The organism is Archangium minus, assembly GCF_044360475.1.
In the GTDB taxonomy this organism is placed as follows: Bacteria; Myxococcota; Myxococcia; order Myxococcales; family Myxococcaceae; genus Archangium; species Archangium minus.
On sequence record NZ_CP043494.1, the window covers coordinates 10507671 to 10522886 of the forward strand.

The following is a 15216-nucleotide window of genomic DNA, read 5'->3' on the forward strand; positions in this document are numbered from 1 at the left end:
TCAGGAGGGGATCCGACAGAGCGCGCGTGCCCGCACGAGCGTGTCCTCGACCGCGTGGATCCACACGGTGGGAAAGCGCGAGGGCTCGCACATCCACGCGGAGAGGCTCGGGACGGCCTGGGCCAGGCCTCCGCACTCGTCCGCCACAGCCGCCACCAGCAGCTCGCCCGTGCGCCGTAACCGCTGGCTCCACTCGGGCCCCACGCGCATATCGAAGTCCATCGCGAGGGAGCACATCGTCTCGTCGTCGATGAACCGACGTCGCTCCCCGGCCATGCGCTCGGCCACTCGCGAGAGCACACCGTCCCCCTCCTGGAGCGCGGGCTTCGCGCGGACAAGCTCCTGGTGGAGCACCCGCAGGTGTCGCTCGAGCATGAGACGCGGCATCCCACGGGCGGCCAAGAGCCGACCCAACCAGGAGACATGTTTCCAGACCGCATCGTCGGACTCGCGTCCGAGCATCACCAACCACGCGCTGTCGCTCCAGGAGAAGTGACGACCGTGCTCGCCATAGCGCCACGCGTAATAGGGGAACTCCTCCCATGAAGTCTCAGCAGCGCGGACGGCGGCCCGCAGCTCGTCGACGTCCGCGGTGATGGGGTGGCTCCCGGCATCACGGTTGAGCCAATAGGCGGGCGGAAGCTCGCGCGGAGGATGGAGCGCGTCGAGCAGCTCCCGAACCTGGGCGAAAGCCTCGGATGCAGCGTGGACGAGCCCGTCTTCCTCGGCGGGCTCGAGGGACACGCCCTCCAGCAAACGCGTGAGCTCATGCCAAGGGGTAGTGCCCGGAAGCGGAAAGGGGGCCAGTTGCAACGCGTAGTGGTAGCCGAGCAGTGACAGGGGCTCCCGGTGGACCGCGGAACGCATCCGCTCCCCGAGCGCGATGGCTCGGATGAGCACAGGGCTCTGGAGCACCTCCTGGGGCGGCTCGTGGATGAGGCCAGGCTCGAGGAGCGGATGGAGCGGCGGGTCCTCCGCGCTGGCCGCGACCAGGGCGGGATGCGACGCGGCGGCGAGCGCCCACGTCAAATCCCGATGCAGGAGGGCGAGGGCTTGATGCAGGGCCCGATGACTCTCGGGAAGCAGGCTCCGCGACGCGAGGGCCTGGAAACAGGGAAGCACCTCGAGCTGGGCCTGGTGGGCACGGGCTTCGTCGCACAAGCGTTCAGCGAGCGTCATCTTTTCCCCCGTGGCGAGTCCTCGCGCTCGAAGACGAATCTATACGCCGCGGATGCACACCTTCACGCCGCGTTGGCTTCGGCCCGCGCACCTCTGCCATCCATCCATCACATGGGAAGTGGGAAGCCCGCGGGTAACGCTCCGCCCTCCTGCTCGCCCGCCCTCCGGCCCCTGGAGCCCCAGCCGTCCACCCCCCGACGCACGTCGCGATGCACACGATGAAGGCAGGCACTCACGAATGGAGCGACGCCATGGACAAGAAGGAATTTCTCGAGCGGCCCATGGGCATCCCCCTGGACCCGGCGAAGCAGAAGGACCCCGAGGAGCACGGTGACCGGGTTCCCGCCGAGGGCCGGGCCGAGCATCTCAACGACGTAACCGAACAGAATGGTGGCCAGCGCTCCGAGGTCGGCGTGCCCTGGAACAGCAGCAGCCTCGAGAAGGGCCTGTCCGAGGAGTACGACAAGCACGGCGGACGCGGTGAGCGGGGTGCGCCGGGTGCTCGGGGTGAGCCGAACGAGGAGTGACTCCCGGCTCCCCAGCAGGCGAGGGAAGAGGCGACTCCGGGCAGGCCCGTCCTCCCGTGGTCGTGCCTCGCCGTGACCGTTATCCCAAAGGGCCCGGATGAACGTCTCGCCTTCGCTCGACAGACCGCCGCTCGTCACGGTGACCCCCGAAGGGCTTCATTGCCCGGCGGGGGGTTTCCACATCGACCCCTGGCGGCCCGTGGAACGCGCCCTCATCACCCACGCCCATGGCGATCATGCGCGGTGGGGCAGCAAGCGCTACCTCGGCGCGAGCCCCGGCCTGGGACTGCTGCGCAAGCGCCTGGGCGCGGACGCGGACATCTCCACGCTCGGCTACGGTGAGCGCCTGTCCCTCGGCGAGGTGACGGTCAGCTTCCACCCCGCGGGCCACGTGCTGGGCAGCGCTCAAATCCGCATCGAGCACCGGGGCGAGGTGTGGGTCGTGTCCGGCGACTACAAGCGAGACCCGGACCCGACGTGCGCGCCCTTCGAGCCCGTCCGCTGCGACACCTTCATCACCGAGGCCACCTTCGCGCTCCCCATCTACCGCTGGGACGACACGCGGCTCATCGCCGAGGAGGTGCTGCGCTGGTGGGACGGCAACCACGAGGCGGGCCGGGCCTCGGTGCTCTTCTGCTACGCGCTGGGCAAGGCGCAGCGGTTGCTCGCGGAGCTCGCCCGGCTCACGGACCGCGAGGTGCTGGTTCACGGTGCCACGCATGCGCTCGTGGAGTGCTACCGCGAGGCCGGTGTCCGCATGCTCCCCACCCGCCCCGTGTCTGAGATGGAGAAGGGCACCTCCTACGCCGGAGCGCTCGTGCTGGCTCCGCCCAGCGCCGCTGGCTCCACGTGGATGCGCCGCTTCGGCGAGCATGAGACGGGCTTCGCCTCGGGGTGGATGCGCGTGCGCGGCAACCGGCGCCGCCGGGGTTATGACCGCGGGTTCGTCCTCTCCGACCACGCGGACTGGCCTGGCCTCTTGCGCACCGCGAAGGAGACGGGCGCCTCGCGCGTCCTCGTCACCCATGGCTCCAGCGACACGCTCGCGCGCTACCTGCGCGAGCACCAGGGCATCGACGCGGCGCCACTCTCCACCCCCTTCGAGGGCGAGACGGAGGACTGACCCGTGCGACGGCTCGCCGACCTCTACGATGCGCTCGACTCCACTACCTCAACCAACGCCAAGGTGGAGGCGATGGTGGCGTACTTCCGCGACACGCCTCCCGAGGACGCCGCGTGGGGGCTGTTCTTCCTCACGGGTCGCAGACTGAAGCGACTCGTGGCCCCCAAGGCCCTGCGCCAGTGGATCCGCGAGCTGACGGATACTCCCGAGTGGCTCTTCGACGAGACCTATGCCGTGGTGGGCGACCTCGCCGAGGTCATCGCGCTGTTGCTCGATCAGAACGAGCGGCCCCGTGAGCCTGAGGAGCTGCCCCTGTCCCGCTGGTTGGAGGAGCGTCTGCTGCCTCTGGCCGGGCTCTCCCTCCCCGAGCAGCGTGAGCGCGTCACCGGCTGGTGGCATGTGCTCCCCCGCCGCGAGCTGTTCCTCTTCAACAAGATGCTCACCGGGGAGCTGCGCGTCGGTGTCTCCGACACCCTCGTGGTCCGCGCGCTCGCGCAGCACGCGGGGTTGCCTCCGGCCTCCGTGTCCCACCGCCTCATGGGCACCTGGGCCCCCTCTCGCGCCTTCTTCGAGCAGCTCATCGCCCCGGATGTCTCCGATGGTGACCGCTCGCGCCCGTATCCGTTCTACCTGGCCAGCCCTCTGGAGCAGCCCGTGGAGCAGCTCGGCGAGCGCGAGGGCTGGCTCGTCGAGTGGAAGTGGGATGGCATCCGCGGTCAGCTCATCCGTCGGCAAGGCGGTGTTTTTCTGTGGAGCCGCGGCGAGGAGCTCATCACCGAGCGCTTCCCGGAGATCGCTGAGGCCGCGGCCTCTCTGCCTGATGGCACGGTGCTCGATGGCGAGGTGCTCGCCTATGCTGACGGGCAGCCGCTGCCCTTCAGTCGACTTCAGCGTCGCATCGGGCGGCAGAAGCTCACCTCCAAGGTGCTCGCGGAGGCCCCTGCCGCCTTCATGGCGTATGACCTGCTCGAGCAGGAGGGGCTGGATGTTCGCTCGCTCCCGCTCCGCGAGCGCCGCGCCCGGCTGGAAGCGTTGCTCCGCGACAGGCCGATGTTTCCTGTGTCACCCGCGATTGATGCGCCCTCGTGGGAGTCTCTCGCGGAGGTCCGGCGGGAGTCCCGGTCTCGCAACGTCGAGGGTTTCATGCTCAAGCGGCTCGAGTCCCCCTACCTGCACGGCCGCAAGCGCGGGGATTGGTGGAAGTGGAAGATCGATCCCTTCACCGTGGATGCCATCTTGCTCTACGCGCATCCCGGTCATGGGCGTCGTGCCTCGCTCTACACCGACTACACCTTCGCCGTCTGGAACGGCGAGGAGTTGTTGCCCATCGCCAAGGCGTATTCGGGACTCACCGACGAAGAGATTGGGCGGCTCGACCGGTGGATTCGCGCCCATACCCGCGAGAAGTTTGGACCCGTTCGTTCTGTAGACCCTGTGCAGGTGTTTGAGCTCCATTTCGAGGGGATTGCCGCATCTCCTCGTCATAAGTCCGGCATTGCCTTGCGGTTCCCTCGCATCGCTCGGTGGCGCTCGGATAAGACCCCTCGTGACGCGGACTCGCTCGAGCAGTTGAAGGAGTTGCTTCATGCCCCCGCGTAGGCGCTCCCTGGGCGGGCCCACGGGTCCTCGTGGGGGAACTCGAGTTCAGTCTATACCCTCACCCCCGTCCCCTCTCCCAGAGGGAGAGGGTTTAACTCGAGTTTCTCTTCCTGTGGACGTCAGGGAGCGAATCCTTTCTTGGTTTCGTTCTCAGGGGTGGGCTCCTTTTCCCTTTCAGCTTCAGGCCTGGGATGCCTACTCCCGTGGCGCGAGTGGTCTCATTCATGTCCCCACCGGCGCCGGGAAGACCTATGCCGCTTATATCGGCCCCCTCGCGGAGGTCGCTCATCATCGACAGAAGGGCTTGCAGGTCCTCTATGTCACGCCGCTTCGCGCCGTCTCTCGTGACATCGAGCTCGCGTTGAATGCTCCTCTGTCCGTCCTCGATGTTGATATCAACGTCGAGAGCCGCACCGGAGATACCTCCTCCTCTGTCCGCCGACGTCAGCGCGAGCGACTCCCCGAAGTCCTCATCACCACCCCCGAGTCCCTCTCCCTCCTTCTGTGCAACGAGCGTGCGCATGAGCTCTTCGCCACGCTCCGCTGCGTCATCATCGACGAGTGGCATGAGCTCCTCGGCTCCAAGCGCGGCACCCAGGTGGAGCTCGCTCTCGCCCGGCTGCGTCGCTTCGCTCCCGGTCTGCGCACCTGGGCCCTCTCCGCCACTCTCGCCAATCTCGATGAGGCCGCTCGCGCTGCCGTGGGTCCTCACGTCACTCCCTCCTTCATTCGCGCCGGGCTCGATCGGCCCGTCCGCATTGAGACCCTCCTCCCGGAGTCTGTTGATGCCTTCCCCTGGGCCGGGCACCTCGGGTTCTCCATGCTGCGCAAGGCCGCCGACTGGCTCGACCCCGCGCGCTCCACCCTCCTCTTCACCAACACCCGCTCCCAGGCCGAGCGCTGGTACGAAGGTCTCCGCTTCCTCCACCCCGAGTGGGAGGACGTCCTCGCCCTCCACCATGGCTCCATCGACCGCGAGGCCCGTGAGCGTGTGGAGCGCGGCCTCAAGGACGGCAGCGTGCGCCTCGTCGTCTGCACCTCCTCGCTGGACCTCGGGGTGGACTTCGGTCCCGTCGAGCGCGTGGTGCAGGTGGGTAGTCCCAAGGGCATCGCCCGGACCCTCCAGCGCGCCGGCCGCAGCGCCCACCGCCCCGGCGCCACCGCGAACCTCCTCTTCGTCCCCACCCATGCCCTCGAGCTCGTGGAGATGGCCGCCGCCCGCGAGGCGCTCTCTCACTGTGAGGTGGAGCCCCGCGCCCCTCTCCGCCAACCGCTCGACGTGCTCGCCCAGCACCTCGTCACCTGCGCGCTCGGTGGGGGCTTCACCCGCGACAAGCTGATCTCCGAGGTGCGCGACACGCTCGCCTACCGCGACCTCTCCGAGGAGGACTTCGACCGCACCCTCCTCCTCGTGACGGAGGGCGGCCCCACCTTGCGCGCCTATCCGCAGTTCCGCCGCGTCCAACAGCTCGAGGACCGATACGTGGTGACGGACGCGCGCATGGCGCGGCTCCACCGCCTCAACGTGGGCACCATCGCCTCGGACGCCACCGTGGAGCTGCGCTACCTGAAGGGCGCCCGGCTCGGCACGGTGGAGGAGTCCTTCGTGAGCCGACTCCGCCCCGGCGACACCTTCCTCTTCGCCGGCAAGCGGCTCGAGTTCCGCCTCATGAAGGACCTCACCGCCTACGTGAAGGCCGCGAAGGAGCGCGCCTCGGCCACGCCCCGCTGGAGCGGCGGACGTCTGCCCCTCTCCGGCTCGCTGGCCGCCGCTGTGCGCCGCGCCTTCCACGCCGCTCGCGAGGGCCGCCTCGACACCGCGGAGCTCGAAGCGGCCCGTCCCGTGCTGGAAGCCCAGGCCCGCCTGTCCCGTCTGCCCTCCCAGGACGCCTGCCTCGCCGAGCTGTGCCAGACCCGAGAGGGCCACCACCTCTTCCTCTACCCCTTCGAGGGCCGCCTGGTGCACGAGGGACTCGCCGCGCTGCTCGCCCTGCGCCTCACCCGGCTGCAGAAGGCCACCTTCAGCCTCGCGGTGAATGACTACGGGCTGGAGCTGCTCACGCCCTCGCCCTTCCCCTTCGAGGACGCGCTGCGTCCCGCGCTCTTCACCCGCGAGCGGCTGGTGGAGGACATCCTCGAGAGCGTCAACCTTGGCGAGCTGGCGCGGCGTCAGTTCCGCGACGTAGCCCGCGTGGCGGGGCTGGTGATGCCGGGGTTGCCTGGTGCGCGCAAGTCCACCCGGCAGGTGCAGGCCAGCGCCGGCCTCCTCTATAACGTCTTCGCCCGCTACGAGCCGGACCACCTGCTGCTCGCCCAGGCACGGCGCGAGGTGCTGGAGCAGCACTTCGAGCAGGTGCGGCTCGTGAGCACCCTGGAGCGCCTGGAGCGCTCGCCGCTCGAGTGCATTCACGTCCCACGGCCCACGCCGCTGGGCTTCCCGCTCGTCATCGAGCGCATCGGCGCCACCCTCTCCAATGAGTCCCTGGTGGATCGGGTGGAGCGCATGAAGGAGAAATGGCTGCGCGAGGACTCCCTGTCCGCCTAGGCGGCACCGAGCTGGAGCTACGTCCCGAGCGAGCCCTCCACTGGCCTGGAGGCAGCGTGCTCGCGGTGGCGGACCTGCACTGGGGCAAGCCAGAGAGCTTCCACCAGCACGGCATTCCCCTGCCCCCCGAGGTCCTGGAAGACGACCTCGCCCGCCTCTCCGCGGCCCTGCGCGCCACCGGGGCACGGCGGCTGCTGCTCGTGGGAGACCTCATCCATTCGCGCCGGGGCCTCACAGCCGAGGTGGTGGAGCGCGTGGCTGCCTGGCGCACCGGCCATGACGTGGAGATGGTGCTGGTGCGCGGCAACCATGACCGGCACCTGGACGCACTGCCTGGCGCGTGGCGCATGTCGCTGGTGGAGCCGCACCTCGACGAGGGCCCCTTCCGCTTCGCCCACCACCCCGAGCCCGCCGAGGGGCGCTACGTCTGGGCGGGCCACCTCCACCCCACCGTGCGACTGAGCACTGGAGCGGACCGGCTGCGCCTGCCCTGCTTCCACCTGGGCGCCCAAGTGGGCGTGCTACCCGCCTTCAGCGCCTTCACGGGAGGCATGGACATCCGCCCGCGCTCCGGCGAGCGCCTCTTCGCCATCGCCGGTGACGCCGTGGTGGAGGTGCCGCATCCCCGCTCGTGGCGCTCGACCCACCGGGCCAGAGGTTGACTCCCTCTTCACACGGCTCAGGTGCCCGTGCTTCGTGAGCGCATCAGTCCCTCGTGAGGGCCGACCTCCCCGCTCACCACGAACCCAGGGTCCGCCATCAACGGAGAGCGCGAGGGAAGGAAGGGACGCGAAGGAGGCTCCTCCTCCTCCGTCCCGACCTGGAAGAACGCCACGAGTCGCCGCAGCGCCTCGGCTTGCGTGGCCACCTCCTCCGCTGTAGCCGAGAGCTCCTCGGCCGCCGATGCGCTCGACTGAGCCACCTGGTCCACCTGCCGCATCGCCTGATTCATCTGCATCACCGCCTGGGACTCGCCGGCGCAATCGGCTGCCACGTCCTGCACCAACTCGGCCGTCTGGCGGATGGAGGGCACCAGCTCTTCGAGGAGTGCACTCGAGCTCTCGGCGACCTTCATGCTGGAGCCCGCCACGTCCAGGATTTCCTGTGCGGCCGCCCGGCTGCGCTCGGCCAGCTTGCGCACCTCGGCCGCCACCACGGCGAATCCCCGACCGTGCTCGCCCGCCCGTGCCGCCTCGATGGCGGCATTCAGCGCCAGCATGTGCGTCTGGTAGGCGATGTCATCGATGATGGAGATCTTCTCGACGATCGTCTTCATCGCCCCCACCGTCTCTTCCACCGCCTTGCCACTCGCCTCGGCGTGCTTCACGCCGCGCAGCGCCATCTGCTCCATCAGCTGGCTGTTGCTCGCCGTTCGTTCGATGGAGGCGCGCATGAGGGACAAGCTCATGGTGGACTCCTCAACCGAGGCGACCTGCTCGCGCGTGCCCATCGACAAGGCCTGAGACGTCCCGGAGAGCTGGCTGGCGGCCGACGCGAGGCCCTGCGCACCCGTGCGGATCTCCCCGATGATGCGCGAGAGGTAGCTGAGCATCTCACTCGCGGCCCCCATCAACACCCCCACCTCGTCCTTTGAACCGACCTCAATCCTCCGGACCAGGTTGCCCCGGGAGATCTCCGTCAGCACGTCAGCGGCAGTCCGCAGCGGGGCGACCACGGAGCGCACGGTGGTCAGGCCCAACACGACAAGCACAAGGAGCGCGACGAACAGCACCACGAGCGTCCAGGGAACCCATTGCGCGCTGAAGTGAGCCACGGCCTCCACGAGCCCCTTCTCGCGCTCGCGCTGGGCTGTCTCCGCGAGCTGGAAGAGCTGGGCGGCGCGGCTGAAGGACTGGTCCATCATCGCCATCTGCTGCCCGGCCTGGGCGATGGCGGACTCGACGGCAGCGCGCTCTCCTGCTCGCTCCGCTGCATCCCGCTCCCGCGCGGCGAGCAGGATCGCTTGGGCGTGGGAGCGCATGAGCTCAACCTCGTGCCTCACCTGCTCCAGGATTCGCGTCAGCTCCGGCCCGGAGGACGCGAACGCCGCCTCAACCTTCTGGAAATGGCTCGCGTACTCCCCCACGGACTTCTCGAACTCCGCCAGCTCGCCCACCGCGTTCCGCCCTTCGAGCAGGTGGTTGCCGGAGCTGTCGAGCTGCTGAAGCAGGTGGCCGGCCTCATCGAGCAACTTGGCCATCGCCATCGCATGGGAGAGGGCCGTGTGGTCGCGGCGGATGAGCTCACTCATCCCATACATCGTCCCCCAGAGCCCCATGAGCAGCCCCGTCGACAGCGACAGCAAGAGGAACAGCTTGTGCTGGATGGACAGCGTCCTCATGGTGTACCCCCGTTCACATGCCCGCGAGGATAGGGGCCGAGCGCAACGCCGCGCACGGGGGGGCCCCCATGGAGCGTTGACTCGCGCTCGCTTACACTGGCGCCCGTGAGCCCTCCTCCCCTGCGCGTCCTCATTGCCGATGACGAGCTCGTCGCCCGCAAGCGCCTCACGCGCCTGCTCGCGGCCCTCCCTGATGTCACCGTGAGCGGCGAGGCGGCCGATGGCGAGGCCGTGCTCAACGCGGTGCGGGCTGGCGGCATGGATGTGGTGCTGCTCGACATTCACATGCCTGGCCTGAGCGGCATGGACGCGCTCGCGCTGCTCCCCGCGGGAGGCCCCCACGTCATCTTCGTCACCGCCCACGCCGACCATGCGGTGGAGGCCTTCGAGCACGGCGCCGTGGACTACGTCCTCAAGCCCGTGGAGGCCTCGCGCCTGCAGAAGGCGCTGGAGCGGGTCCGCGCTCGGCTCGCGGCCAAGGCTCCCGAGCCAGCGAAGGGCTCCGCCATCGAGCAGCTCGCGCGCCCACTCGCTCGGCTCCCCATTCCCACCCGCCAGGGCATCGTGCTGGTGGACCCGGGAACCATCTCCCACGCCACGCTCGAGGACGAGCTCGTCACCGTCTTCACCTCGCAGGGGGATTACCTCACCGACTTCTCCCTGCAGGAGCTGGTGGACCGGCTGCCCACCGAGGGCTTCTACCGGGTACATCGACGCGCCCTGGTCAACCTCGCCCACGTCACGCGGCTGGAGCCGCTTGAGACGGGCGGTTACATGGCACGCACTGCGCGTGGACACACGGTGGAGGTGAGCCGCCAGTCCGCACGCGAGCTGCGCCGGATGCTCGGTCTGCGCCGCGGTCTGGAGGACGAACCCGGGGCTTGAGGCCTCGAAGGAGAGGCTGCGAACATGCGCGCATGTATCAGCAGCCAGACCCCACCGTCCCCCAGCGCTCGGGCGCGCTCTGCGCCACCCATGCCGATCGCCCGGCCGCCACCATCTGCACTCGGTGCGGCAGCTATGCCTGCGACCTGTGCCTCCGGGTGGGGAGCGACCGCCAGGACTACTGCGTCAGCTGTGTCCCGCTGCAGCACCAGCTGGCGGATCCGGGCACCCGCTTCGTGGCCCTCCTCGTGGACCGCTTCTCCGTGGTCCTCCCCGTGATGGTCACGGCCTTCATCGGAGGCATGGTGGCCGGGGTTACGCGAGAGGAGGGAACGAGCGTCGTCTTCCTGCTGATGCTCCTGGGGTTCCTGGGGAGCCTCGGGATGATCGGCTACCAGCTCTACCTGCTCGCCACGACGAGCCAGAGCCTGGGCAAGCGCATGCTGGGCATCCAGGTGGTCCGCACCGACGGGAGCCGAATCGACCTCGGCCGACTCATCCTCCTGCGCAACCTGGTGCCGGTGCTCATCAACTCCGCCACCTGCGGCCTGTTCGACATCGTCGACGCACTGATGATCTTCACCAGCGATCGCCGCTGCCTCCACGATCACATCGCGGACACCCAGGTCGTCACGGTGAACAAGCACGCGCGCTGACGGAGCACACGCGGGCGGGAGGCCGCGGAGCCACGGCCTCCCGACGACACTGGGAAGGGGAGTGGAACCCCCCATCCCAGGCAACCTTCACTTGACGGACAGCACCACGCGGTTGGGGCCGGCCGCCTTGGACGTACCGAGCGTCTTCTCCGCGGCGGAGATCAGCTCCTGCTCGTTGCGGGCCTGGTCCGGGAAGACGGCCACCGAGGCGGTCACCGTCACCTCGCCCGCGACGCCCTCGTCCTCCGGGAAGGCCATCTCCTCCACCGCCTTGCGCAGCTTCTCCGCGTACGTGCGGGCTCGCTCCACGTCGGCGTTGCAGAGGATGACACCGAACACGTCCCAGTCGTACCGGGCGGCGATCTCCGAGGAGTTGTCGCTCCGGGCATGCGTGACGGGATCTTCCATCATCTCCGTCACCAGCTGGGACACCCGGCGCAGCAGCTTGTCCCCCTCGGCGTAACCCCGCGAGAGGTTGAAGCGGCGGAAGCCGTCGATGTCGATGAGCACCAAGGCCAGCTTCTGCTCCCGGCGCCGCGCGCTCAGGAGGCCCGCGCTCAGCGCCTCCTGGAAGTAGCGGTGGTTATAGAGACCCGTCAGGCCATCGCGGAACGCCAGCCGCTCGCTCTCGGGGATGAGCGACTGGGATGCCGCGCCCTTGGCTTCGGGCTTCGGTTCCACCGTCTTGACGCGCGTGCTCGGGGGAGACCCCGGTTTGCCAGCCGCCGGTTTGGCGGGACGCAGGCCGAGCTGCTCCTTCAGCTCCTGCACCATCTTGTCGCGGATCGCGACAAGGGCGGCATTGTGGACCGCCTGGCCCACGGTGTTCTTCAACTCCTGCTCGGTGAACGGCTTCGTCAAGAAGTGGTTCACCCGCGCTTCATTGATGGCCTTCTGGGCGTCCTCCAACTTCTGGGACGCCGTCACCAGAATGCGCGCGGCATGGGGTTGAAGCTCGGAAACACGCTTGAGGAGGTCTACCCCCATCAGGCCGTCCCCAAGGTTTTGATCCGATACGACCGCGTGCAGTTGTTCCCGCTGAAGCACTTCGAGCGCTTCTTCAGCGGACCGGGCAAGGAAGACCGTGAAGTCCTTGCTCAGGTAATACTGCATCAAGGCCAGCATCGTCCGGTTGTCCTCGACGACGAGGACCTTCGCAGCAACAGGCTCACTCACCAGGGCAGACCAACGCAACGAGGGGCATGAAGATGGGCGAAGCGTCGCGCAGTTGAGGGCCTCGGGGCAAGTCCTCGCAGCAGGTTGACCACCACTTCAGTCCAGCGGCCACTCGTGGACCGGCCTGCCAGACGCGGAGTGGGCCATGTAACGCTCCAGTAGCGCCCCCAGAGCGTCCTGCCGGGGCATGTGGGCTTCCAACCGCGCCAACATCTTCCGCTGCCATCGTGCCCCTGTACAACCAGCACGCAATCGGGCCTGGATAATGGAAAGGAGCGCGTCCGCTTCCTCGGCCGCCACTCCGGCACCGACCAGGCCCTCCCTGGCCACGGGCAGCAGCCGCTCCACCAGGGCCCCCGCTGGCACCGGCCGCGGCGAGGGGGCGGTGCGCTCGGGCCACAGCAGCATCGCGTCCAGGCCCTCCTTCGAGGCGCGGAGGAAGTTGCCCCGGGCACACGCGAAGGGGAGCCCCGGCAGCAGCGCCTCCACCTCATCGCTCAACCCCAGCGTGAGGCCCAGCAGCAGCGCCCCATTGGCGAGCATGTCCACCACGGTGGGCCCCGCGGGCAGCGCGCGCAGCTCGATGCGCACGTGGCCGCCCCCGCTGGGATCGTAGATGGCGCGGTTCCAGCTCCACACGGTGCCCTGGTGCAGGCGCAGCTCGTCCAGGCGGGGCAGGCCTCCCGCGGCCAGACACTCCAGCGGTGACTCCGAGCCCAGCACCGGCAGGAGCGGCGCGTAGAGCGCCACCGACTCGGCGAACAGCTCCAGCGCGCCCTGGCGTGCCCAGCCATGGCCGAAGGTGACGCGCCCGTGCTGCGGGGCCTCCGATGAGGACTCGCCCCGGTCATCCACCGCCTGACGGAAGAGCGCCACGCGCGTCTCGTCCCACAGCCGCCGCCCCAGCAGGAAGGGCGAGTTGCCGCTCACCGCCAGCACCGGCGCCGTCGCCAGCTGGGCCGCGTTGTACATCCGCGCGAAGTCCGCCGGGTCCACGCGCAGGTGGTACTGCAACGAGGTGTTGGCGCCCTCCAGTGTCACGTCGTCCCACTCCAGGGTGAGCGAGTCCTCGCCCTTGATGACCACGCGCAGCGGCTCCTGGCGCCGGTTGCGGATGGCGGCCGACAGCGCTCGGTAGCGAGGCATCCCCGTCAGCGCCCCGCTGCCCAAATCCGCCTCGCGCAGCGTGGGGAGGATGCCCGTCACCGCCACCCGCGCCCCCTGCGTGGCCGCCGCGCGCCGCACCTCCGCCAGCGCGCTCTCGAACTCCTCGCGGAGCGCCGTGAAGGGACGCCCCGCCAGCGGACCCGGCCGCAGGTTGACCTCGAGGTTGAATCGGTCGATCTCCACCGTCACCCGGGGATCCATCGTCTGGCTCAGCACCTGCCGGTTGACGGGCAGCGGGAAGCCCGCGGCGTCCACCAGGAACATCTCCAGCTCGGCACCAATGGTCCGAGGGCCCACGCCGAACCCCGGCCGAGCCAGCACCGTCCGGAGCACTTCCAGACTCTCGGCGAGGCGCTTGGCGAATCGTGCGTACTCCTCGGCTTCGAACGTCTCTTTGCGAATCTGGAGTCCCATATGGCGGCGCTCCCCTAGGGGAAGGTCGGCGAAGGAGAAAGGACGGTCTCGGACACGTCCGAGTGGGAGGCGAGCTGCTCCAGCAGCCGCCGCGAAAGGGCGAGCGCCTGCACGCGGATCTCCGGAATGGCCGTGCTCTCCCACAGGTCACCCCGGCGCAGCGGGCCCAGGGCGAAGAGCGAGTTCGAGGCGCGACCCTCCGCATCGAGCAACGCACCCTCGGTGTCCGTGGCCAGGCCGAGCCCCAGCGCATCCGCCTGGACGAGCCCGGAGTCCATGAGCCCACGCAGCAGCGGATGGGCCCGGCCGATACAGGCGTCTGGGCCGGTGCAGTTGATGACGTGCTGGACACGGAGCGTGGCCTCACGGTCGACGCCACGAGGCCGGACGCGCGCCATCACCCAGCCCGCGTCCGTCACCTGGAAGCCGCGCACGCGAGCCGCGTGGACGCGCAGCACGCCGGCGCTCTGGAGTTGCTGGAGGATGTCGTGCACCCCGGGAGCCATCCGGTGGCGGTGCACGTCCCAGAAGGCGCGCAAGTGGCGGAGGAAGCGGCGCCGCTCAGGCTCCGGCAGGCCGCGCCACAGCGGGGCCGTCAGAGGCCGCAGGCCATCCATCACGCCGCGCCAGTCCGCCCCCTCGTCGGTGGAGCGCCGGGCCTCGCGGCGCAGCACCCTCAGGACAGCGCGGACGCGAGAGGGCTCGGAGAGGCTCACGGGCGGGCCCGCCACCACGCCGGGACGATGGACGTGCGGCAGCAGCCCGTGCCGAGAGAGGGCGTGGATGCGCCCCTCGTGGTTGCGCTCGGCCAAGGAGAGCACCGTGTCCACCATCGTCAGGCCCGTGCCGATGAGCAGCACCGAGTGGTGGGGCTGAACACGGTGCAGGGCGCCCTCGGCCCAGGGAGAGCGAATGTAGCGGCGGCTCGTGTACAGGCCCCCATCCGGCACCGGCAGGTCCGCGGGGAGCGCATTGCCCACCGCCAGCGCCACCGTCCGCGCCAGGAGCTGAGTACCGTCGGCGAGCACCAGTCGGACGTTGTCTCCCTCGTGAGACAGGGACGCGGCCTCGCCCTCGAGGAGCTCCAGGCCCACGCCCGGCACCGCCTTCTCGCGGGCCTCGCGGAGCACCGCCTCCAGGTACTGGCCGTAGCGCCGGCGCTGGACGAAGTCACCCGGGCTGGTGCCCGGCTCGATACGGCGCATCCACCGCAGGAAGTGCTCGGGATCATCCGGGAAGGCACTCATCCGCCCGGCGGGGACATTGAGCAGATGGCTGACGCTATCCGTGGAGTAGGCGAGGCCGGGCCCCACACGCCCCGAACGCTCCAACAGCGCCACCCGCAAGGGACCCGAAGCGTTCCGCAAGAGCTGGGCCGCCAACAGGGTACCGCTGGCGCCTCCACCCACTATGAGTACGTCCCAAAGCTGCTCAATTCGCACACGGGGAGTCTAATCCTCAAGTGCTGGTCCTACATCCCCCCTTGACTGTCTACTCACCTGACGGACGCGTACGAATTTTGGAGGGAACTCCCGCTGGACAGGCAGGCAGGCAGCTCCCCAGGCCTGAAGTCCTTCTCCCTATATAAGGAGGGGAGACGCCCT

Annotated in this window: 12 protein-coding genes; 7 read left to right on the forward strand and 5 right to left on the reverse strand. The window is 69.2% G+C overall.

The genetic code is table 11. The features are described 5' to 3' along the window. Positions 1 to 1179: a hypothetical protein gene (locus tag F0U60_RS43045; protein WP_395808873.1), complete on the reverse strand. Its 1179-nt coding sequence runs from the start codon at positions 1177 to 1179 to the stop codon at positions 1 to 3. Between the two features lie 251 nt (positions 1180 to 1430). On the opposite strand from F0U60_RS43045, the gene F0U60_RS43050 reads away from it, so the two are divergent. From F0U60_RS43050 to pdeM, 5 genes are all read left to right on the forward strand, one after another. Continuing rightward, positions 1431 to 1706 carry a hypothetical protein gene (locus tag F0U60_RS43050; protein WP_395808875.1) on the forward strand — a complete coding sequence of 92 codons (276 nt, stop codon included), beginning with the start codon at positions 1431 to 1433 and terminating at the stop codon, positions 1704 to 1706. 97 nt (positions 1707 to 1803) lie between these two features. Further along, positions 1804 to 2829 (forward strand): ligase-associated DNA damage response exonuclease, encoded by a 1026-nt coding sequence (locus F0U60_RS43055; protein WP_395808877.1) that lies wholly within the window; start codon positions 1804 to 1806, stop codon positions 2827 to 2829. Positions 2830 to 2832: 3 nt separating this feature from the next. Beyond that, entirely contained in the window at positions 2833 to 4428 is a 1596-nt protein-coding gene (locus F0U60_RS43060) for an ATP-dependent DNA ligase (RefSeq protein ID WP_395808879.1), read from the forward strand. Continuing rightward, positions 4415 to 6973 carry a ligase-associated DNA damage response DEXH box helicase gene (locus tag F0U60_RS43065; RefSeq protein WP_395808881.1) on the forward strand — a complete coding sequence of 853 codons (2559 nt, stop codon included), beginning with the start codon at positions 4415 to 4417 and terminating at the stop codon, positions 6971 to 6973. The genes F0U60_RS43060 and F0U60_RS43065 overlap by 14 nt, the downstream gene beginning before the upstream one ends. Next, complete coding sequence (gene pdeM / locus F0U60_RS43070) at positions 6943 to 7635, forward strand: ligase-associated DNA damage response endonuclease PdeM (RefSeq protein WP_395808883.1); 693 nt, start codon at positions 6943 to 6945, stop codon at positions 7633 to 7635. The genes F0U60_RS43065 and pdeM overlap by 31 nt, the downstream gene beginning before the upstream one ends. Positions 7636 to 7652: 17 nt before the next feature. Here pdeM and F0U60_RS43075 read toward each other — a convergent pair whose 3' ends face one another. Next, a complete protein-coding gene (locus F0U60_RS43075) occupies positions 7653 to 9314 on the reverse strand; it encodes a methyl-accepting chemotaxis protein (RefSeq protein ID WP_395808885.1) in 1662 nt (553 codons plus the stop codon). A 105-nt stretch (positions 9315 to 9419) separates the two neighbouring features. On the opposite strand from F0U60_RS43075, the gene F0U60_RS43080 reads away from it, so the two are divergent. Then, positions 9420 to 10199: a LytR/AlgR family response regulator transcription factor gene (locus tag F0U60_RS43080; protein ID WP_395808887.1), complete on the forward strand. Its 780-nt coding sequence runs from the start codon at positions 9420 to 9422 to the stop codon at positions 10197 to 10199. Positions 10200 to 10231: 32 nt separating this feature from the next. Then, positions 10232 to 10855 carry an RDD family protein gene (locus F0U60_RS43085; RefSeq protein WP_395808889.1) on the forward strand — a complete coding sequence of 208 codons (624 nt, stop codon included), beginning with the start codon at positions 10232 to 10234 and terminating at the stop codon, positions 10853 to 10855. Between the two features lie 87 nt (positions 10856 to 10942). On the opposite strand, the gene F0U60_RS43090 is transcribed toward F0U60_RS43085, so the two are convergent. The 3 genes from F0U60_RS43090 to F0U60_RS43100 form a co-directional block, all read right to left on the reverse strand. Then, the gene (locus F0U60_RS43090; protein ID WP_395808891.1) at positions 10943 to 12031 is read right to left on the reverse strand and encodes a diguanylate cyclase domain-containing protein; all 1089 of its coding nucleotides are present in this window, start codon (positions 12029 to 12031) and stop codon (positions 10943 to 10945) included. 96 nt (positions 12032 to 12127) lie between these two features. Continuing rightward, positions 12128 to 13612: a glutamate--cysteine ligase gene (locus F0U60_RS43095; protein ID WP_395808893.1), complete on the reverse strand. Its 1485-nt coding sequence runs from the start codon at positions 13610 to 13612 to the stop codon at positions 12128 to 12130. A gap of 14 nt (positions 13613 to 13626) precedes the next feature. Beyond that, the gene (locus tag F0U60_RS43100; protein ID WP_395808895.1) at positions 13627 to 15054 is read right to left on the reverse strand and encodes an FAD/NAD(P)-binding protein; all 1428 of its coding nucleotides are present in this window, start codon (positions 15052 to 15054) and stop codon (positions 13627 to 13629) included. Between the last annotated feature and the right edge of the window lie 162 nt (positions 15055 to 15216).

Coding starts and splice junctions, on each gene's coding strand:
- F0U60_RS43045 (WP_395808873.1), bottom strand. CDS start 1,179: ATGACGCTCGCTGAACGCTTGTGCGACGAAGCCCGTGCCCACCAGGCC.
- F0U60_RS43050 (WP_395808875.1), top strand. CDS start 1,431: ATGGACAAGAAGGAATTTCTCGAGCGGCCCATGGGCATCCCCCTGGAC.
- F0U60_RS43055 (WP_395808877.1), top strand. CDS start 1,804: ATGAACGTCTCGCCTTCGCTCGACAGACCGCCGCTCGTCACGGTGACC.
- F0U60_RS43065 (WP_395808881.1), top strand. CDS start 4,415: ATGCCCCCGCGTAGGCGCTCCCTGGGCGGGCCCACGGGTCCTCGTGGG.
- pdeM (WP_395808883.1), top strand. CDS start 6,943: ATGGCTGCGCGAGGACTCCCTGTCCGCCTAGGCGGCACCGAGCTGGAG.
- F0U60_RS43075 (WP_395808885.1), bottom strand. CDS start 9,314: ATGAGGACGCTGTCCATCCAGCACAAGCTGTTCCTCTTGCTGTCGCTG.
- F0U60_RS43085 (WP_395808889.1), top strand. CDS start 10,232: ATGTATCAGCAGCCAGACCCCACCGTCCCCCAGCGCTCGGGCGCGCTC.
- F0U60_RS43095 (WP_395808893.1), bottom strand. CDS start 13,612: ATGGGACTCCAGATTCGCAAAGAGACGTTCGAAGCCGAGGAGTACGCA.